The sequence below is a fragment of the Sulfitobacter sp. HNIBRBA3233 genome (assembly GCF_040149665.1).
GTDB classification, from domain to species: Bacteria; Pseudomonadota; Alphaproteobacteria; order Rhodobacterales; family Rhodobacteraceae; genus Sulfitobacter; species Sulfitobacter marinivivus.
Genome location: NZ_JBEFLP010000002.1, coordinates 293,750 through 313,174, shown reverse-complemented (window position 1 = coordinate 313,174; position 19,425 = coordinate 293,750). Strand labels below are relative to the sequence as shown.

Here is a 19,425-nt window from a genome sequence, read left to right as displayed (position 1 = left end):
CGGGATATTCGGCGTCTAATCTCGGTTTCACGAGGCACCATGGGTGCCGAAACACAGGAGACACTGATGACCCGCTTTGCCCTCACCATTGCCGCCGCCGCAACGGCGATCGCCTTTGCCAGTCATCTCCATGCCGGAGAACAATACGTAGACGATACCGGTTTTGCCGCGTCGGGATACGATGTGGTTGCCTATTTCGCCCTGCCCCAGAACCCGGTCGGTCAGAGCCAGCCTGCCCCGGTGCCGGGCAACAGGGACATTACCGCCGATTACAATGGCGCGACCTTTGCCTTCTCCAGCGTCGAAAACCGCGACAGGTTTCTCGCCGATCCCGCGAAATACGCGCCGCAGTATGACGGCCACTGTGCCTTCGGGGTCGCCAAGGGCGGCAAATCACCGGGCAATCCGACCCTGTGGCGCATCGTCGATGACAAGCTCTATCTCAACGTCTCGCGCAATGTCGCGGGCTTCTGGGAAGGGGATATTTCCGGCAATCTCGATCGTTCGGAAAGCAATTGGCCCAGCCTTGATCCCAAGCCTGCCTCGGACAGATCCATTCCCAAGTGGTCCTCTCAGGCGCCAAAGGGCTGACCACGGATGTCCGGCGCCCCCTCACCGGACATCAAGGCGCCCCGCCGCGGAGTTCTGCGGCGGGGTTTCTTGTTCGGCGCGGTGGCGCTCGGCGGCATTGGCGCGATGCGTTGGTTCAACACCGGCGCGCGGATCGATGCGGCTTCGCTGAGCGTGACCGACGCCGCTGCCGCAGCCCGGCGCGGCGAGATCACCCTGATCGACATCCGCCGCCCCGATGAATGGGCACGCACCGGCATCGGGCGCCACGCCGTGCCCATCGACATGCGGCGCGCGGATTTCACCGATGCGCTCCTGCGCGAGCTGGACGGGGACCGCAGCGCGGCACTCGCGCTGATCTGTGCGCGCGGCGTGCGCTCGCGGGGGTTGACCAAGCGGCTGCGCGCGGCGGGCTTCGACACCGTCTACGACGTGCCCGAAGGCATGCTGGGCTCGGGAGCTGGGCCGGGCTGGATCGGCGCCGGTTTGCCGGTGGCGCGGCCCTGAAACGATTGCCGAAGCGCCGTGCGTGCCCTATAGGCTCGGCCATGAGCACCAATCCACCGAACCTCCGCCCCGACCTTGCGCCGAAGGCGCGTATCGACCCGCAGCCGCGCGCGGGCCAGCCGACTGTCGGCATGGTCAGCCTCGGCTGTCCCAAGGCGCTGGTGGACAGTGAACGGATCCTGACCCGGCTGCGCGCCGAAGGCTACGCGATCTCGCCCGATTATGCCGGTGCGGACGCGGTCATCGTGAACACCTGCGGGTTTCTGGATTCGGCCAAGGCCGAAAGCCTCGATGCCATCGGAGAGGCCCTGACAGAGAACGGGCGCGTGATCGTGACCGGCTGTCTGGGGGCGGAGCCCGATTACATCACCGGTGCGCACCCCAAGGTACTGGCGGTCACCGGCCCGCACCAGTACGAGCAGGTGCTCGACGCGGTGCACAAGGCCGTGCCGCCGGCGCCCGATCCGTTCATCGATCTTCTGCCCGCGTCCGGCGTGTCGCTGACGCCGCGGCATTTCAGCTATCTGAAGATCTCCGAGGGCTGCAACCACAAGTGCAAATTCTGCATCATCCCGGATATGCGCGGGCGCCTGCAAAGCCGTCCGGCCCACGCCGTGCTGCGCGAGGCGGAGAAGCTGGTTGAAAGCGGCGTGAAGGAACTGCTGGTGATCAGCCAAGATACCTCCGCCTACGGCGTTGACATCAAACATGCCGAGGATCGCGGCCACCGCGCGCATATCACCGACCTCGCGCGCGATCTGGGCAGCCTCGGGGCGTGGGTCCGGCTGCACTATGTCTACCCGTACCCGCACGTGCGCCAGTTGATCCCGCTGATGGCGGAGGGGCTGGTATTGCCCTACCTCGATATTCCGTTCCAGCACGCGCATCCCGATACGCTCAAACGCATGGCGCGCCCCGCCGCGGCGTCCAAGACGCTGGACGAAATCGCCGCCTGGCGGTCTGTGTGTCCGGACATCACCCTGCGGTCGACTTTCATCGTGGGCTATCCCGGAGAGACCGAAGCCGAATTCCAGACGCTGCTGGACTGGCTCGACGAGGCGCAGCTCGACCGGGTCGGGTGTTTCCAGTACGAGAACGTGGCGGGGGCGCGGTCGAACGCGCTGCCCGACCATGTGCCGGAAGAGATCAAGCAGGACCGCTGGGACCGCTTCATGGAAAAGGCACAGGCGATTTCCGAAGCAAAGCTTGCCGCCAAGGTCGGCAAGCGGATGGAGGTGATCGTCGACGAGATCGACGCCGATGCCGCAACCTGCCGGACCAAGGCGGATGCCCCCGAAATCGACGGAAGCCTCTTTATCGACGAAGGCTTCGAAGGGCTGTCCGTCGGCGACATCGTCACAGTCGAGGTGGACGAGGCCGGAGAATACGATCTGTGGGGGCGGCTGGCCTGACCCCCGCAACCCATGCGCCCGGCTGTTCGGGCCGGATTTGAGTTTACAGGCAAAATGGAGAAACGGGACCGCGCAACCGCCAAGGCATGCGCGGTTTTCAGCCTTGCCTGCAGGTATGGCACTTGAAATGTTCCCCTAATGTTCTATCTTTTGGGTCAGAGACAGAACAAGGAGCATTCCGATGTCCTTTCAGCCAAGTATTCCCGGTCTTTTCGACGCTGTCGTTCCGGTTGAGCCCGAACTGCCGTTGCAGACCCGTCAGCCTGCGACCGAAAAGCAGCTGGGCTTTGCGCGGGTTCTGGCCGCGAAAACCGGTGACGTTCTGCCAAAGGGGATCGAGGGCGACCGCGAGCAGCTGTCGAAATGGATAGATGCCCACCGGCCGCGCCCGTCGGCGTTCAATTCCTATCCTTCCTCCAAGCAGGTCGGCTTTGCCGAGCGAATCGCCGCGCTGAAACGCACCGACGTGCCGCCGGAGTGTTTCCGCGACCGCGCGCTCATGTCGCGCTGGATCGACAGCAACAAACCGCGTTGACGGCTGTGCGCAGGCGGATCGCACGCTAGTTGTGGGGCATGAAACAAGAAACGGAAGTCCTGTATAATGGCAGCTGCCCGATTTGCAGCCGCGAGGTGGTCCACTACGCGCGGTTGACCGAGCGGCAGGCGCTGGCGATACGCTATGACGATCTGGCCGACAGCGACCGGCTTGCGGCGTGGGGGATAGCACCCGACGAAGCCGCGAAGCGTCTGCACGTGCGCAAGGACGGCCAGACCTACGCCGGCGTGCCCGCCTTCCTTGTCTTGTGGCGCGACATCCCGCAGATGCGCTGGCTGGCCCGCATCGTGGAGACACCGGGGGTCCACAGGCTTGCCTGCATGACCTACGACCATGTTCTGGCACCGGTCCTCTACCGGATGCATCTGCGTCGGATGCGGCGCCGGTCCTGACGCGAAGTCAGGCTGCTCCGTTTCGCAGGGCCGTGCTAGGATACTGCCCATGCCCTATCCATTCTCGAAATCCGAAACCATTGCGGACGGTGTTGTCCATACCGCCGGTCTGGCCTTTGCCCTGCCGGCTACTCTCGTTCTACTGATGCAGGCCGGGGGCGATGTGCCGAAGCTGACCGCGGTTTTGCTGTATGGTCTGTCGATGGTCGGCGCCTTCGCGGCCTCTGCCATCTATCACATGTCGCCTCTGGACCGGACGCGGCCGCTGCTGAACCGGATCGACCATGCCGCCATCTATTTCAAGATCGCGGGGACCTATACTCCGCTGGTTGTCGTCCTCGGGTCCGGGTTTGCCTACGGTATTCTGGGCATTGTCTGGGCGCTGGCGTTTCTGGGCGCGATCGCCAAGCTGCGCGGCTGGGCCACCGACGCGCGCGGCTCGCTCGCGCTCTATCTGGGGATGGGGTGGCTGTCGACGCTGCTGATCTGGCCGATGTGGACCACGCTGCCCGGCCCGGCGCTGGTGCTGGTTGCCATCGGTGGCGCGATCTATTCGCTGGGTACCATTGTCTACGCGCGGGAACGGCTGGCCTACCAGAACGCCATCTGGCACGGATTCGTGCTTACCGCGTCGGTCTGCTTTTTCGCGGCGATTTCGATCAGCCTGTGAGGGCTTCGAGGTAGGCGTCCACACAGGTCTGGACATGGCGAAACCTGTCACCGCCAAGATGCTTGCCCCCGTACCAGCGTGTGACGATCACCACGTGGTCCTGCACCTCCGCCCGTTCGAGCATGCGCAGGATAACCATGCCCGCGCCACTTTCACCGTCGTCGGATTTTACCGCACCACCGTTCGACAGAACCGCGCCCCAGGTATTATGGGTGGCTTTTGCGTAGGGTTTGTCGCGCCTGAGCTCTTTCAGCCCTGCGTCTATCGCGGTGCGGTCCTGTGCCACGAAGCCCGAAACCGCATATTTGCTGCCGCGATCCGTCAGGATCGGGCCGAGTTTGCGCAGCATGTGCCGGTCCTTTCGCAGTCAGTCCTGCGCAATGGCATACAGGCTGCACCGGAGCCGCGCAAATACCTGCCCGCCCCCGTCAGCACGGCGTGCCGGCGTCGCTCCTGTCAGAGACCGGCGGCGGTCCGGCGCACGGTATCGAGCCGCGAGGCGTTGGGCGGATGGGTGCCAAGGAACTTGTCACCGGGATCTGGAATGCGCGTGAAGAATTCCGCGCCGCGCAGCGGATCGTAACCTGCGCGGGCCGTGATGATCGTGCCGAGGGCATCCGCCTCAAGCTCGAATTCTTTCGAGTAGCTGCGCGCGCCCACCTGTGCCCCCAGCTGCTGCGCCGTGCGCACCGCAGACGCATCGCCACCGCTGAGCGTGGCCAGTCCGGCAAAGATAACGGCACCCGCCACCGCGTTCTGCTGCTGGCGAGTGATGTGGCCCGCAATGTGGTGCGCGGCCTCGTGGCCCATGACAAACGCCAGTTCGTCCGCGTTGCGCGCATCCGCGATCAGCGGCAGGGTGAACGCGATGATCGGGCGGCCCTGGCGGTCGACGGTCTGATACGCATTCGCGGGCTGGCCCGGACGGTCGTCCACCACGATATTGAAATCGCAATTCACGTTCTGCGTGCGGGCGCGGCATTCACGCTCGGCCACCGGCTCGAGCGTCTGGACAACGCTGACAAAGCTGCGCGCGGCAGACCGCGACGATTGCGGCGCACTCGCGGGGCTGGCCGTGGGGGTGTTCGGGGCTGGCGCCGACGGCGGTGCCACTTCGCAGGCAGCGAGGGCCGCAACGAACCCCAGGGCGGCAAATGCACGCAACATCATCGGCTGAAACTCCTTTACTCGCTTTACACGGCTGATCTTAGCACGTCACCGGCGCGGGGCCAGCGACATTGCGCCGTCAGATGCATCAGCGGCGGTCTTGCGCCGCCGGATCGATGCGTTAGTGTCACCGCATGTTTACCATCGAACACGAATTCGACGCGACCGTGATTACCCTTGTCGACGAGGGCGGAACCCCGCTGCGCGAGGATGTCACCCTGAACGCTTTCGCAAGCCAGATCACGGTCGAGCAATGGGACCCGAAGACCGACAGCGTATCACGCATCACCCTGTCGCCCACGCAGCTGCGTGATCTAGCAGCAGCGCTCAATTTGCCCGAAGGCATCTACCACAGCGCGCCCTGAGGCGCGTCAACACCAGCCACAAGGGACGATTCCATGGCCACCGGCACAAATATCCGCACCTATTTCGAAGGCCGCTGGCACGACGGCGACCTGAGCGTGATGAAAGCCGCCGATCACGGCGCATGGCTCGGGACGACGGTTTTCGACGGCGCGCGCCTGTTCGACGGGCTGGCGCCGGATCTGGAAGCGCATTGCGCACGGATCAACCGCTCTGCCCGTGCGTTGATGATCACGCCGACGGTCGATACCGACACGATGGTTGCGATCGTGCGCGAGGGGCTGGCCAGCTACCCGAAGGACGCCGCCGTCTATATCCGGCCCATGTACTGGGCGCTCGAGGGGGACGAGTTGGGCATCGTGCCGCGCGCCGGTGCCACGGGCTTTGCCGTTTCGCTGGAACAGATCCCGATGGCACCGCCCGAGGCCGCGACGACACTGACGCGCACCCGCTTCCGCCGGCCAGTGCTGGAAGACAACGTTGTGAACGCGAAGGCGGGATGCCTTTATCCCAACAACGCGCGGATGCTGGCCGAAGCGCGTGCCAAGGGCTTTGGCAATGCGCTGGTTGCCGATGCGATGGGCAATGTGGCGGAAAGTGCGACGGCGAATGTCTTCATGGTCAAGGACGGAGAGGTCTTTACCCCGATTCCCAACGGCACGTTTCTGGCGGGCATCACCCGCGCGCGCCACATGACCAACATGCGTGCGGACGGGATGAAGGTTCATGAGGCGGTGCTGAGCTTCGATGACTTCCGCACCGCGGACGAGGTTTTCCTGTCCGGCAACATGATGAAGGTCACCCCCGTCAAGGCCTTCGAGGAGACCGAGTTCCGCACCGGCGGAAACGGCAATCCGGTCACCCAAAGGGTGCGCGAGATGTACTGGGACTGGGCCGCCGGCACGGCGCCCTGACCGGCGCTGGCGGCAGCAGCTGCCCGCTTGCCCGGCTCACAGCTGAAAGCGGACGTGAAAGCAATTGCAACGGGGCGCGCGCCACGTCATGATTTGCGCAGCCCGAAGGAATGAAGATCATGCGCAAGTTTCTTGTGGTTCTCGATGACAGCCGCGAATGCCTGAACGCCATGCGTTTTGCCGCCATGCGTGCGTCGAAAACCGGCGGCGGGGTCGAGGTGCTGTCGGTCATTCCGCCCGAGGAGTTCAATCACTGGATCGGGGTCAGCGATATCATGCGTGAAGAGGCCCGCGAGCGGATCGAGGTCCATTTCGAGGTTTTCGCGAAGTGGATGCGCGACCGGCAGGGGGTAGATCCCGAGCTGGTGATCCGCGAAGGCCAGCCGGTGGACGAGATCATCGCCCAGATCAAGGAAGACGGCGATATCGGCGTTCTGGTTCTGGGTGCGGGCACCGACGGCAAGGGCCCCGGCCCCCTCGTGACGCAGCTGACGCGCAGTTCCGGCAGCCTGCCCGTGCCGATCACCATCGTCCCCGGCGACATGAGCAAGGAAAGGCTTGAGGCGATCACTTGAAGCGCCCGCCTAGTTTAGAATCGTTCCAACCACCTTGACACCAAGGGTCCGCATCCGCATATCTGGAGTAACCCTTTCGGAGGCTAAAGCATGTTTATCCAGACTGAATCGACACCAAATCCCGCAACGCTCAAGTTCCTGCCCGGTCAGACCGTGCTGGAGATGGGCACAGCGGATTTCCCATCCGCCGATGCCGCGGGTAAATCCCCGCTGGCCCAGCGCATTTTCGCGGTCGAAGGTGTGACAGGCGTATTTTTCGGCACCGATTTCGTCACCGTGACCAAAGAGGACGCCGTCGAATGGGACCATCTGAAACCCAGCCTTCTGGGTGCCATCATGGAACACTTTCAGTCCGGCAAGCCGGTCATGGACGAGGGCCATCAGGCCGCATCCGGCCACGCCGAGCATTCCGGCGAGGACGAAGTGGTGGTCGGCCAGATCAAGGAGCTGCTCGATAGCCGGGTGCGCCCTGCGGTGGCACAGGACGGCGGCGACATCACGTTCCACGGCTTTGACCGCGGCGTTGTCTACCTGCACATGCAGGGTGCTTGCGCCGGCTGCCCGTCCTCGACACTGACCCTGAAAATGGGGATCGAGAACCTGCTGCGCCACTACATCCCCGAGGTCACGGAAGTGCGCCCCGTCGCCTGATCGTGCAATCCGGCCTGACGTTTTGACAGATCCGCTGATCCTTGCGTTCGATACTTCGGATGCCCATTGTGCCGTTGCCCTGATCCGGGGCGACGGCCTTCTTGCTTCTGCGCAGGAGCCGATGGCGAAAGGTCAGGCAGAGCGCCTGATGGGGCTGGTCGAAGAGGTTCTCGCGCAGGCGGACACGCCACTGCAATCGCTCGACGCGGTTGCCGTGGGAACCGGGCCGGGGAATTTCACGGGCATCCGCATATCCATCTCTGCCGCGCGGGGCCTTGCCCTCGGGCTGGGCGTGCCCGCCATCGGCGTGACGCGCTTTGAGGCACTGGAATACGGCACCTCCGGCCCCGCGCTGCTGTGCGTCGACGCGCGGCGCGACATGGTCTTTGTGCAGGGCAGCCGGACCGACACCTTCGCACAGCCCGCGCTGGCACCGATCGCGGAAGTCATGGCCAGCGGCCTGCCGATCATCGGCGCCCACGGCACCCCGCCCTCGCTGCCTGTCGCAGAGGCAACCGCACGCGTGGGCCTCGGGCGGTGGCGCGCGGGCGACACCGGCGCCCCCCCGCGCCCCCTGTACCTGCGCGCGGCGGACGCGGCACCGGCGCGCGACGCGCCGCCGGTGATCGTGTCGTGACACCCGCAGATATGGCGGCACTCCACGCCGCCGCATTCGACGGGGCCGATGCGTGGTCGGAAAGCTCAATCGCAGAGACACTTGCCCAACCGCATGTCGTGGCCTTCGCCACCAGCGGCGGCTTTGCCCTGACCCGCACCGTAGCGGGCGAATCCGAACTGCTGACGCTGGCAACGGCGCCAGCCTGTCGGCGGCGCGGGATCGCGCGCGGTCTGCTCGGCGACTGGCTGGCATCGCTGGAAGGCTCTGCCGACACGGCATTTCTCGAAGTTGCCGAAGACAATCCGGCGGCAATCGCCCTTTACACCAGTCTGGGATTCTCCCGCAGCGGTCTGAGACGGCGTTACTACACCCGCCCGGATGGCCAGAACGCCGACGCGCTGCTGATGTCGAGGGCGGTGACCCTTGGTCAAACGTGCCTCAGGCCCCCGTTTACCCCAGAATCCGGTTGACCCCGCCACCGTCTGCCCCGAAAATTTGGCAAGCGTCGCGGAAGCCCGTGCGCGACGGGCGTCCGTGCAACGCACGGGAAGCGCCCCAATATCAAACCCTGGGAGACCAACATGACCCTGATGACCAAATTCCTCGGCGCGGCCGCCGTGACGGCGCTGAGCGCCGGTGCCGCACTGGCCGAACCTGCCCTGATCTTCGATCTTGGCGGCAAATTCGACAAATCCTTCAACGAGGCCGCTTTCAACGGTGCCCAGCGCTGGGCCGAAGAAACAGGCGAATCGTTCCGCGAGATCGAGCTTCAGTCCGAAGCTCAGCGCGAGCAGGCCCTGCGCCGCTTTGCCGAAGCGGGCGCAAACCCGATCGTCATGGCCGGTTTCGCCTTTGGCGATTCACTGGGTCAGGTCGCACAGGACTATCCCGACACCAGCTTTGTCATCATCGACATGGTCGTTGACCAGCCGAACGTCCGCTCGGTTGTCTTCAACGAGCACGAAGGCTCCTACCTTGTCGGCATGATGGCTGCACAGGCCTCCGAAACCGGCACAGTCAGCTTCATCGGCGGAATGGACATCCCGCTGATCCGCAAATTCGCCTGCGGCTACGCCCAGGGCGCGAAAGCGGCCAATCCCGACATCAACGTGATCGCGAACATGACCGGCACGACACCGGCAGCCTGGAACGATCCGGTGAAGGGGTCCGAACTGACCAAGGCGCAGATTTCGCAAGGCTCCGACGTGGTCTTTGCTGCCGCTGGCGGGACCGGCGTGGGCGTTCTGCAAACCGCTGCCGACGAAGACATCCTGTCGATCGGCGTGGACAGCAACCAGAACTACCTGCACCCCGGCGAAGTCCTGACATCCATGCTCAAGCGCGTCGATAACGCCGTCTATGACGCCTTCTCAGACGGTCCCGGCATGGAAACAGGTTTCCAGGTCATGGGCGTCGCGAACGGTGGCGTAGGCTACGCGATGGACGAGAACAACGCGGATCTCGTCACCGACGAGATGCAGGCGATGGTTGACGAAGCCGCCGCCAAGATCTCTTCGGGCGAGCTTGAGGTGCATGACTACATGTCCGACGACAGCTGCCCCGCCCTGAGCTTCTGATCGCTCAAGAGAAGACATCGGGGCCGCGCCACAGCAGGCGCGGCCCCTTTTTACGTCACGGTCCCCCTTTCCCGCGTTAGGATACCTGCGATGACAACCGCTCCCGCCATCGAACTCAAAGGCATCTCGAAAGCTTTCGGCCCCGTACAGGCCAACAAGGATATCTCGATCCGCGTGATGCCCGGCACGATCCACGGCATCATCGGCGAGAACGGCGCGGGCAAATCCACGCTGATGAGCATTCTCTACGGCTTCTACAAGGCGGACCGGGGCGAAATTTACATCAAGGGACAGCGGACGCAGATCCCCGACAGCCAGGCGGCCATTGCCGCGGGCATCGGCATGGTTTTCCAGCACTTCAAGCTTGTCGAGAACTTCACCGTACTGGAAAACATCATCCTCGGCGCCGAAGACGGCCGTCTGCTGAAACCCTCGATCGCAAAGGCGCGCCGCAGCCTGATCGAGCTGGCCGACGACTACGGGCTCAGCGTCGAACCCGATGCGCTGGTTCAGGATATCGGCGTCGGGATGCAGCAGCGTGTCGAAATCCTGAAGGCGCTCTACCGGCAGGCGGATATTCTGATCCTCGACGAGCCGACAGGCGTTCTGACACCCGCGGAGGCCGATCAGCTTTTCCGCATTCTCGGACGGCTGCGCGAAGAGGGCAAGACGATCATCCTGATCACCCACAAGCTGCGCGAAATCATGGAGATCACCGATACCGTTTCAGTGATGCGCCGCGGCGAGATGACCGCCACTGTCAAAACCGCCGAGACCTCCCCCGCCGAGCTTGCCGAACTGATGGTCGGTCGCAAGGTGTTGCTGCGCGTGGACAAGGCGCCCGCCACCCCCGGCGACGTGGTGCTGGACGTCAAGAACCTGCGCGTCGTGGACGAAAAAGGCGTCGAACGTCTGCGCGGCGTCGATCTTCAGGTGCGCGCGGGCGAGGTGCTGGGCATCGCGGGTGTTGCCGGAAACGGCCAGTCCGAGCTTCTCGAAGTGTTGGGCGGCTACGCCAGCGGTACCGGCACCATTACCGTATCCGGCCAGCCGCTCGATCTGACCGGCAAGCATTCCGATGGCCGGTCGCGTCGCGCGCATGGCATTGCCCACGTCCCCGAGGACCGGCAGCGCGAGGGGCTGATCATGAATTTCGCGGCGTGGGAAAACGTGGCTTTCGGCTATCATCACGACGCTGCCTATAACAGCGGTGTGCTGATGAACAACGCAGCGATCCGCGCCGATACCGAAGCCAAGATGGAGCGGTTCGACGTGCGCCCGCCCGACCCCAAGCTCGCGGCCAAGAATTTCTCGGGCGGGAACCAGCAGAAGATTGTTCTGGCCCGTGAGATCGAACGCGATCCCGAATTGCTGTTGATCGGTCAGCCGACGCGCGGCGTCGACATCGGTGCGATCGAATTCATCCACCAGCAGGTCGTGGCCCTGCGCGACAAGGGAAAGGCCGTTCTGCTGGTCAGTGTCGAGCTGGACGAGATCATGGCGCTGAGCGACCGCATCGCGGTCATGTTCGACGGCAAGATCATGGGCGAACGCCTGCCGTCGGAGACCGACGAAAAAGAACTCGGCCTGCTGATGGCCGGGATCACCGACACCGGTCACGACCATAGCGTCGACGAGATCGAGGAAAACCTTGCCCATGCGGGCACACACGGCAAGGAGAGCTGAGCCATGGACGTGATGCCAAAATGGGCCGAGATCGTTCTCGTGCCGCTGATTTCACTGTTGCTGGCCGCCGTGCTGTCCGCGCTGGTCATTCTCGCCATCGGCGAAGATCCCGTGGCCGCCGTCAAGCTGATGGTCAACGGCGCGCTGGGGTCGAGCTATGGCTGGGGCTATACGCTCTATTACGCCACGAACTTCATGTTCACCGGTCTGGCGGTTGCCATCGCGTTTCACGCGCGGATGTTCAACATCGGTGGCGAGGGTCAGGCAGCACTTGGCGGCTTGGGTGTGGCGCTCGTGTGCCTCTACATCCCCTGGCCGCACTGGTCGCTGGCGTTGATCGGGGCTGCCGTCGGCGCGGCGATTTTCGGCGCCGCCTGGGCGGCTATTCCGGCCTATCTTCAGGCCAAACGCGGCAGCCATATCGTGATCACCACGATCATGTTCAACTTTATCGCGGCCTCTGTCCTGAATTATGTTCTGGTCAATCTCTTGCGTCCCGCAGGCCAGATGGATCCGGCCACCGCCCGCTTTCCCGAAGCGGTGCACCTGCCCACGCTGCACGACATTCTGGCCCCGATCGGCATCAACTTTTCCAAGGCAGCACCGGCGAATGTGTCGCTGCTTCTGGCAGTTGCGGCCTGTGTTTTCCTGTGGGTGCTGATCTGGCGAACCAGACTGGGCTACGAAATCCGCGCCTATGGCCAGTCCGAACCGGCGGCGGAATACGCGGGCATCTCACCGGTGAAGATCATCATGGTGTCGATGCTGATCTCGGGTGCGCTGGCAGGGATGATGGCCACCAATAACGTCATGGGAGAGGCCGAAAGGCTGGTCCTGAACTCGGTCGAGGGGGCGGGTTTCATCGGTATCGCCGTGGCGCTGATGGGCCGGTCGCATCCCTTTGGCGTGTTTCTGGCCGCGATCCTCTTCGGATTTCTCTATCAGGGGGGCGCGGAGCTGGCGCTCTGGACCTCGATCCCGCGCGAGTTGATCGTCGTCATTCAGGCGCTCGTCATTCTCTTCACCGGGGCGCTCGACAACATGGTGCGGATGCCGCTTGAAAGCATCTTTCTTGCCGCGCGCCGCCGCACACCGCCGAAACCCGAACGGAAGGAGGGCTGAGCGATGGATATCTACCTGACCCTCATCCAGCTTCTCGACAGTACCGTGCGCCTTGCCACACCGCTGTTGCTGGCCTGCCTCGCGGGGCTCTATTCCGAACGGGCGGGCATCTTCGACATCGGGCTCGAGGGCAAGATGCTGGCCGCTGCCTTCTTCTCTGCGGCGATTGCGGCGATGACCGGATCGGTCTGGATCGGCCTTCTGGCGGGGATCGCGTCGTCGATGGTGCTCAGTGCCATCCACGGCGTCGCCTCGATCACTTTCCGGGGCAATCAGCTGATCTCGGGGGTGGCGATCAATTTCCTAGCCGCGGGCATGACCGTTCTGATCGCGCAGGCATGGTTCCAGCAGGGCGGCAGGACGCCATCGCTGTTCGGCGGCGGACGGTTCGAACCGATCACCCTGCCCTTTGCCGAAGCGCTTCAGGATGTCCCGTTTCTGGGTCCGCTCTACTACGAGCTGATCTCGGGCCACTCGATCCTTGTCTACGCGGCCTTCGCGGCTGTCCCGCTGACGTGGTGGCTGCTTTTCCGTACACGCTTTGGACTGCGCCTGCGGGCCGTGGGGGAAAACCCCGCTGCGGTCGATACCGCCGGTGTGTCGGTCGTCGGTCTGCGGTTTGCGGCCGTGGGCATCTGCGGGCTGCTCTGCGGCATCGCGGGGGCGTATCTGTCGACCGCGCTTCAGGCGGGCTTTGTCAAGGATATGGCCGCCGGGCGCGGGTTCATCGCGCTGGCCGCGCTGATCTTTGCCAAATGGCGCCCGTGGCACGCGCTTTATGCGACGCTGCTCTTTGGCCTCTTCGGCGCGCTTGAGACGCGGCCGGATGTGATCGAAGGCCTGACCGGCATGAAGGTACAGGGCCAGCTGCTGGCCGCCCTGCCCTATGTGATGACGGTCATCATCCTTGCCGGTTTCGTCGGAAAGGCGATCCCCCCCCGCGCCGGTGGCGAACCCTACGTGAAGGAACGATAAGTCCAGTTGCGCCGAAGTTTTAGGCCCTCGCCGCTTCGGCGCGGCAAAAAGATTGATTTTGGCCAAGGCGCGGCCTAGGGAAAGTCATGCAAATATACCTGCCCATCGCCGAAGTATCGGTCAACGCCTTCCTCCTTCTGGGGTTGGGCGGGATTGTGGGCATCCTGTCGGGCATGTTCGGTGTCGGCGGCGGGTTTCTGATGACGCCGCTGCTTTTCTTTATCGGTATTCCGCCGGCAGTCGCCGTGGCGACCGAGGCCAACCAGATCGTCGCCTCGTCGTTCTCGGGTGTGCTTGCGCATCTCAAACGCAAGACTGTCGATCTGAGGATGGGAACGGTGCTGCTGGTCGGCGGTCTGGTCGGCGCCGCACTCGGGGTCATGGTCTTCAACTACCTGAAAGCGCAGGGTCAGGTCGATCTGCTGGTCAAGCTGTGCTACGTCGTCTTCCTCGGCGTGATCGGCGGGCTGATGTTCTTCGAGTCCCTGCGGGCGATCCGGAACACCCGCAGCGGCAAACGCGCGACACGCAAGAAACACAACTGGATCCACGGGCTTCCACTGAAAATGCGGTTCCGGGTTTCCGGTCTTTACATCTCGGTGATCCCGCCGCTTATCGTCGGTGTCGCGGTCGGTATCCTTGCCGCCATCATGGGGGTCGGGGGCGGCTTCATCATGGTGCCCGCGATGATCTATCTGCTGGGTATGCCGACCAAGGTGGTCGTGGGAACCTCGCTGTTCCAGATCATTTTTGTCACCGCCTTCACGACCCTCCTGCATGCGACGACGAACTTCACGGTCGACATCGTGCTGGCGGTGCTGCTGCTGATCGGCGGGGTGATCGGGGCGCAGATCGGCACCCGCATCGGTGTGAAGATGAAGGCCGAGCAGCTGCGCATCCTGCTGGCGATCATGGTGCTCGTGGTCTGCGGCAAGCTCGCGCTCGAGCTGCTGTTGCAACCCGCCGAGCTCTACAGCCTCGGCGCGGCGGGCACCCACTGATGCGCGCCTTGTTGGTCTCTCTCCTGCTGGCGGTGTGGACGCTGCCTGCCGTTGCCGCCGAAGAGGTGGTTCTGGGGCTGAGCAAGAACGAGGTCTCGATCACCACGAATTTCGACGGCTCGGAGATCCTCGTGTTCGGCGCGGTCAAACGCGAGACGGCGATTCCGGACGGATCCGAGTTGCAGGTGATCGTGACTGTGGCAGGACCGTCGCGCGCCGTTGTCGTGCGCCGCAAGGAAAAACGCTTTGGCATCTGGGTCAACACCGACGCGGTCGAGGTCGATGCAGCCCCGAGTTTCTACGCGATCAACACCTCCGGCGATCTCGATGACATCCTCAGCGCGGTCGAGGATCAGCGCCACAAGATCACGATCCCGCAAGCGATCCGGTCTGTCGGCGCTCCACAGAACATTTCGGACGCGGGCGCTTTTACCCAGTCGCTGATCCGGATCCGCAAAAAATCGAACCTCTACCAGCGCAACGAAGGCGCGGTCAGCGTCGAGGAGCAGACGCTCTTTCGCACCTCCGTCCGCCTGCCCGCCGCCCTGACCGAAGGCGGCTATGACACGCGGATCTTCCTGACGCGCAACGGGCAGGTTGTGGCGCAGTACGAGACATTGATCGACGTGCGCAAGGTCGGGCTGGAACGCTGGCTGTTCAACCTCAGCCGCGAGCAATCCTTGCTCTACGGTCTGATGTCGCTGGCGATTGCGATAGCGGCGGGATGGGGCGCGTCGGCTGTTTTCGGTCTGTTGCGACGCTGACACCGCGTATCGCGGGCGCTGGAGCGTGACGACGGGGCGGGATTGAGTTTATTGGCAAAATAGAGAAGCGCGGGGAGCGGTCCCGCCGCCGGTGGTGCGCGAGGGGGCGGAGGTCAGCCGCGCCCGAGATAGGGCATTTTCGTTGCCATGACCGTCATGAAGGGCACGTTTGCCGTCAGCGGCATTTCCGCCATATGCAGGACCGATCGCGCGGCGTGGGCCACATCCATCGTATGCATATCCGGATTGGCGGTCTTGAGGCCCGCGACCAGATCGCTTTCGGCGTTGCCGATGTCGATCTGCCCCGCCGTGATGTCAAAGGGGCGCCCGTCGAGGGCCAGCGATTTCGTCAGCCCCGTGATCGCGTGTTTGGTCGTCGTGTAGCAGACCGAATTCTCGCGCGGGGTATGGGCCGAGATCGAGCCGTTGTTGATGATCCGCCCGCCGCGACCCTGCAGGCGCATGGCGCCGAACGCCAGTCGCGCCGCGATGAACATTCCGCCCAGATTGACGTTGAGCACCTGCGTCCAGTCTTCGAGTGCGACTTCGTCGATGGGCGCGGAGGGACCGAAAATGCCGGCATTGTTGAACAGCGTGTCGATCTCGCCGAAACGCGCGAAGGCGTCTTTCATCGCATCCGGATCGGTCACATCGGCCTGCAGGACCACCGCCTGTGCATGGCCTTCGGCGATCTTTTCCAGAAGATCGGACCGGCGGGCGAGCAGACCCACGCGCCAGCCGCGCTGGAGGAAAAGCTCGGCCGTGGCGCGGCCAATGCCCGCGCTGGCACCGGTGACAAGGATCGAGGGCATCACAACTCCTCCGGTTCGGGTGCGTCAAGTTTGAGCGCCGCGGCGGGCGCGCGGCGCAGATCTGCCACTTCGAGCCCGTGGCTGGGTTTGGACAGGCGGTTGCGCACGACCCAGATCAACCGCTCCTGTGCGCGGGTGATGGCGACATAGGCCAGACGTTTCCACAGGGGCTGTCCCGCTTCTTGGCGCCCCATGCGCGCGGCGGCGTAGAGATCGGGCGCGAAGACCTGCACCGTGTCCCACTGGCTGCCCTGCGCCTTGTGGATCGTCACGGCAGCCCCGTGCAGGAACGTAGCCCCCATGCGCGCGGCAAAGGGGATGAAAGGTTCTTCCTCGTCGGGTTTCTCGATCTTGACGATGCTGGCCGCCGACACCTGCGGATCTTCGGCCCCCATCACGTGCAGCCGCGAGAACCCCGGTTTGCGGCCCGCGCCAAGATAGATCACCTGCGCGCCCTTGATCAGGCCGCGCGCTTCCAGATCGAGCCGCTTCTTGCGGTGCTTCAGCGGCAGTTCGATCCCGTCGCAGATCAGCGGCTCCCCTTCGAGCAGCGCATCTTCCGGCGCGCCGTGGACGTTGCGGAACGCATTGATCAGACGGATGCGGGTGGCGTTGCGCCAGACCAGCACGGGCGAGCGCGCCATCAGGTCAACCTCGACCCGCTGGCCCCAGACGACCCTTTCGTCACGCTGCGCGGCCTCTTCTACCATCCGCTCGAAATCCTCGAACCCCAGCGCCGGATCGGCCAGCGCATGGGCCAGATCGAGGATCGGGTTGTCCGCCTCCTGGCGGAAGATGCGGTTGAGGTTCATCACCCGCTTTTCGGGCAGCTTCTCGAAGACCATGGTGCCCGATTGGCCCACCGGTGCCAGCTGCGCCGGATCGCCGAAGAGCAGCAGCGTCGGGAAAATCTCCTTGAGATCCTCGAACTGTTTGTCGTCGAGCATCGAGGCCTCGTCCACGAAACCGATATCCAACGGCTCTTCCCGCCGTTTCCAGCCGGTGATGAAATCAGACCCGCGCAGACCGGCGGCGGCCAGAGCCCCGGGAATGGACTTGTTGTTCTGATAAAACGCCTGCGCCCGGTCGAGGGACACCTCCGTGAGGCCCTCGATCTCGGGGCGGTCGCCGTTTCCCGCCAGCCATTCGGCAATGCGTTCGTACTCGGGATCGTAGACCGGCGTATAGAGGATGCGATGGATCGTCGTTGCGGGCACCCCGCGCAGGCGCAGAACGCTCGCGGCCTTGTTGGTCGGCGCCAGAATCGCAAGCGTGCGCTTGTCGCGCCGCTTGCGGCTCTCATAGTCGCCCGAGACGATCTCGACACCCGCCTGTTCGAGCGCGCGGTAGAGTTCGGCCAGCAAAAGCGTCTTGCCCGATCCCGCCTTGCCGGTGACGGCCATGACCTGATCGGTATTGCCTTTGGGCGGCGTCAGCAGCGCATCGTCGAGGTTGACCCCTGCCGAGTGCAACATCGCCACGACGGCATCATGGGCCTGCGCCTGATCGTCTGAATAGGTAAGATCGTTCATGATGCGACACTAATCGCGCGGGCCGCGAGGGGCCAGAGCGATCAGCCGGTTGCAGCGAATTCAGCCATGCCGCCAGCGTTGAATGCCCTCTCGAACCAGTGACGCGATTGCGCGGGCGTGACACCGGCACGGGCGGCGACGCGGGCCTGATCGTCGGGGCTGAATGTCCACAGACCAACGCTGATCCGCGCGCGCCCCTCGCCAAACCCGCCCAGCACCTCGGGAGAGGCGCCCACGCGGCTGTAGATCCGCACCATCCGCGCATCGAACACACCGACGAACTGGTCGACCGCAAACCCCTGCATGATCTCTCCCCCGCCCAGCATCAACGCGGCGGCCACATGCGCACCCTGCCCCGGCGCCATGCAAAAACGGGTGCATTCCCAGATGCGCGGGCTGCGGATCGGTCCCGTTGTGAGATGGCCGAAATGGTCGTTCACCATTGTTCGTCCCGTCGTGGGCAGAAACCGCATCGATCCGCCATGGCCGCCCTGCGGCGTTTCCCAGATCACGTAAAGAGGATTCATATCGTCGTATTCGTCGCGTTCGTGCCCCGACGCGTCGACCTGCACGTCCCACCCCAGACGGGTTGCGAATTGATCGGCGCGGTGGCGGAACATCTGATCGGCGAGCGTGCGGTGCTGATGGAGTTGATCGGCGTAGATATAACGAAGCATGTCGGCCTTCCTGTGCTGTTTCCCCGTGTCGGGGGCAAAGGTGCCGATTCAGTGGTTTCGGTCGCGTAACGCGTGCGTGCGCGCGGTTAAGGTTCTGGTAGGAAACAGGCGGGGCGGCGGATCAGACCACGATCAACCCACGGCTCATGGCGCGGGCCACCGCGTGGGTGGTGTTGAGCGCCCCAAGCTTGAACCGTGCGCTTTCGATATAGACCCGCAGCGTATGCTCCGAGATCGACAGCATCTGCGCCACCTGCGCGCGGCTGTGACCGATTGCAAGCAGTGTCATGGCATCCAGCTCGCGCGGAGACAGCGATTGCGACGGCTCTGGCGCGCGGTCGGGTTCGAATTCCAGCGCCTTTTCGTTGAAGAAATGACCGATCAGGATCAGATCGCGGCGGTGTTTTTCGGTAAAGACCAGCCAGGTATCATCATCGCAGCGGTGGTTGACCGTAAACAGGGCGAATTGCCCGTTCGGCCCACGGATCGGGACAGAGAAGCCCTGATTGCCGACACCATAGGCGCTGGCCGTTTCGCGGAAATCGCGGGCGGCGCGGCTGCTCCAGTCGAGCTCTTTCCAGTCGACCGGGTTGAACCGCTGATAACAGCCGGCGATTACCGGGTCGATCCGCAGAAAGTTTTCATCGAGGTATTTCTGACGCCATGCGTCGGAATAGGTGCCGCATCCGTATTGGTCACCGGCGGAGTCCACCCAGTGATAAACGATATGGTCTATCCGGAAATGGTCGCGCAGGTTCTCGGTGACCTGTTGCAGATCATCAAGAGTGTCTGCGTTGGCCAGTTCGCCAAGCGTGAGTTCCAGTGTTTCTCGTGTCGCCATCGCAGCGCCCGGCCGACCTTTCTTCCCGTGCAGCGATCTCGG

Annotated in this window: 24 protein-coding genes; 18 read left to right on the top strand and 6 right to left on the bottom strand. The window is 63.9% G+C overall.

The features are described 5' to 3' along the window. Positions 1-66 precede the first annotated feature (66 nt). The 6 genes from ABMC89_RS14750 to trhA all read left to right on the top strand — a co-directional run bounded on the left by ABMC89_RS14750 (position 67) and on the right by trhA (position 4,107). On the top strand, positions 67-591 hold the full coding sequence (locus ABMC89_RS14750) for a YHS domain-containing (seleno)protein (RefSeq protein ID WP_349569242.1): 525 nt from the start codon (positions 67-69) through the stop codon (positions 589-591). A 6-nt stretch (positions 592-597) separates the two neighbouring features. Further along, complete coding sequence (locus ABMC89_RS14745) at positions 598-1,077, top strand: rhodanese-like domain-containing protein (protein WP_349569240.1); 480 nt, start codon at positions 598-600, stop codon at positions 1,075-1,077. Positions 1,078-1,118: 41 nt separating this feature from the next. Next, positions 1,119-2,489 (top strand): 30S ribosomal protein S12 methylthiotransferase RimO, encoded by a 1,371-nt coding sequence (rimO, locus tag ABMC89_RS14740; protein ID WP_349569238.1) that lies wholly within the window; start codon positions 1,119-1,121, stop codon positions 2,487-2,489. Between the two features lie 181 nt (positions 2,490-2,670). Then, positions 2,671-3,024: a hypothetical protein gene (locus tag ABMC89_RS14735; RefSeq protein WP_349569236.1), complete on the top strand. Its 354-nt coding sequence runs from the start codon at positions 2,671-2,673 to the stop codon at positions 3,022-3,024. Positions 3,025-3,062: 38 nt separating this feature from the next. Then, positions 3,063-3,437, top strand: coding sequence for a thiol-disulfide oxidoreductase DCC family protein (locus ABMC89_RS14730; protein WP_349569234.1), 375 nt, complete (start codon positions 3,063-3,065; stop codon positions 3,435-3,437). Positions 3,438-3,486: 49 nt separating this feature from the next. Beyond that, the gene (trhA, locus tag ABMC89_RS14725; protein ID WP_349569232.1) at positions 3,487-4,107 is read left to right on the top strand and encodes a PAQR family membrane homeostasis protein TrhA; all 621 of its coding nucleotides are present in this window, start codon (positions 3,487-3,489) and stop codon (positions 4,105-4,107) included. On the opposite strand, the gene ABMC89_RS14720 is transcribed toward trhA, so the two are convergent. Together ABMC89_RS14720 and ABMC89_RS14715 are read right to left on the bottom strand one after the other, a co-directional pair. Further along, positions 4,097-4,456, bottom strand: coding sequence for a YigZ family protein (locus ABMC89_RS14720; protein WP_439655668.1), 360 nt, complete (start codon positions 4,454-4,456; stop codon positions 4,097-4,099). The two genes, trhA and ABMC89_RS14720, sit on opposite strands and share 11 nt — an antisense overlap. Before the next feature lie 107 nt (positions 4,457-4,563). Further along, positions 4,564-5,274 (bottom strand): M48 family metallopeptidase, encoded by a 711-nt coding sequence (locus ABMC89_RS14715; protein WP_349569709.1) that lies wholly within the window; start codon positions 5,272-5,274, stop codon positions 4,564-4,566. A gap of 134 nt (positions 5,275-5,408) precedes the next feature. Between ABMC89_RS14715 and ABMC89_RS14710 the strand changes: the two genes are divergently transcribed. From ABMC89_RS14710 to ABMC89_RS14655, 12 genes are all read left to right on the top strand, one after another. Further along, a complete protein-coding gene (locus ABMC89_RS14710) occupies positions 5,409-5,639 on the top strand; it encodes a DUF8831 family protein (protein ID WP_349569230.1) in 231 nt (76 codons plus the stop codon). A 33-nt stretch (positions 5,640-5,672) separates the two neighbouring features. Beyond that, positions 5,673-6,551, top strand: a complete 879-nt coding sequence (locus ABMC89_RS14705) for a branched-chain amino acid aminotransferase (protein WP_349569228.1) — start codon at positions 5,673-5,675, stop codon at positions 6,549-6,551. Between the two features lie 119 nt (positions 6,552-6,670). Continuing rightward, the gene (locus ABMC89_RS14700; RefSeq protein WP_349569226.1) at positions 6,671-7,126 is read left to right on the top strand and encodes a universal stress protein; all 456 of its coding nucleotides are present in this window, start codon (positions 6,671-6,673) and stop codon (positions 7,124-7,126) included. Between the two features lie 90 nt (positions 7,127-7,216). Further along, entirely contained in the window at positions 7,217-7,777 is a 561-nt protein-coding gene (locus ABMC89_RS14695) for a NifU family protein (RefSeq protein WP_349569224.1), read from the top strand. 22 nt (positions 7,778-7,799) lie between these two features. Next, complete coding sequence (gene tsaB, locus ABMC89_RS14690) at positions 7,800-8,414, top strand: tRNA (adenosine(37)-N6)-threonylcarbamoyltransferase complex dimerization subunit type 1 TsaB (protein ID WP_349569222.1); 615 nt, start codon at positions 7,800-7,802, stop codon at positions 8,412-8,414. Beyond that, on the top strand, positions 8,411-8,866 hold the full coding sequence (locus ABMC89_RS14685) for a GNAT family N-acetyltransferase (RefSeq protein ID WP_349569221.1): 456 nt from the start codon (positions 8,411-8,413) through the stop codon (positions 8,864-8,866). Before tsaB ends, ABMC89_RS14685 begins: the two co-directional genes overlap by 4 nt. A gap of 111 nt (positions 8,867-8,977) precedes the next feature. Continuing rightward, a complete protein-coding gene (locus tag ABMC89_RS14680; protein WP_349569220.1) occupies positions 8,978-9,973 on the top strand; it encodes a BMP family lipoprotein in 996 nt (331 codons plus the stop codon). A 90-nt stretch (positions 9,974-10,063) separates the two neighbouring features. After that, positions 10,064-11,659 (top strand): ABC transporter ATP-binding protein, encoded by a 1,596-nt coding sequence (locus tag ABMC89_RS14675; RefSeq protein ID WP_349569218.1) that lies wholly within the window; start codon positions 10,064-10,066, stop codon positions 11,657-11,659. Positions 11,660-11,662: 3 nt separating this feature from the next. Then, a complete protein-coding gene (locus ABMC89_RS14670) occupies positions 11,663-12,781 on the top strand; it encodes an ABC transporter permease (RefSeq protein WP_349569216.1) in 1,119 nt (372 codons plus the stop codon). 3 nt (positions 12,782-12,784) lie between these two features. Continuing rightward, complete coding sequence (locus ABMC89_RS14665) at positions 12,785-13,756, top strand: ABC transporter permease (protein WP_349569214.1); 972 nt, start codon at positions 12,785-12,787, stop codon at positions 13,754-13,756. Positions 13,757-13,842: 86 nt separating this feature from the next. Next, the gene (locus tag ABMC89_RS14660) at positions 13,843-14,757 is read left to right on the top strand and encodes a sulfite exporter TauE/SafE family protein (RefSeq protein WP_349569212.1); all 915 of its coding nucleotides are present in this window, start codon (positions 13,843-13,845) and stop codon (positions 14,755-14,757) included. Next, positions 14,757-15,521 carry a TIGR02186 family protein gene (locus ABMC89_RS14655; RefSeq protein WP_349569210.1) on the top strand — a complete coding sequence of 255 codons (765 nt, stop codon included), beginning with the start codon at positions 14,757-14,759 and terminating at the stop codon, positions 15,519-15,521. Before ABMC89_RS14660 ends, ABMC89_RS14655 begins: the two co-directional genes overlap by 1 nt. Before the next feature lie 113 nt (positions 15,522-15,634). On the opposite strand, the gene ABMC89_RS14650 is transcribed toward ABMC89_RS14655, so the two are convergent. The 4 genes from ABMC89_RS14650 to ABMC89_RS14635 form a co-directional block, all read right to left on the bottom strand. Continuing rightward, a complete protein-coding gene (locus ABMC89_RS14650; protein ID WP_349569208.1) occupies positions 15,635-16,333 on the bottom strand; it encodes an SDR family oxidoreductase in 699 nt (232 codons plus the stop codon). Continuing rightward, on the bottom strand, positions 16,333-17,865 hold the full coding sequence (locus tag ABMC89_RS14645; protein ID WP_349569206.1) for an ATP-dependent DNA helicase: 1,533 nt from the start codon (positions 17,863-17,865) through the stop codon (positions 16,333-16,335). The genes ABMC89_RS14650 and ABMC89_RS14645 overlap by 1 nt, the downstream gene beginning before the upstream one ends. A gap of 41 nt (positions 17,866-17,906) precedes the next feature. Then, positions 17,907-18,542: an acyl-homoserine-lactone synthase gene (locus ABMC89_RS14640; protein WP_349569204.1), complete on the bottom strand. Its 636-nt coding sequence runs from the start codon at positions 18,540-18,542 to the stop codon at positions 17,907-17,909. Positions 18,543-18,663: 121 nt separating this feature from the next. Continuing rightward, positions 18,664-19,383 carry a helix-turn-helix transcriptional regulator gene (locus ABMC89_RS14635; RefSeq protein WP_349569202.1) on the bottom strand — a complete coding sequence of 240 codons (720 nt, stop codon included), beginning with the start codon at positions 19,381-19,383 and terminating at the stop codon, positions 18,664-18,666. Positions 19,384-19,425: the final 42 nt, after the last annotated feature.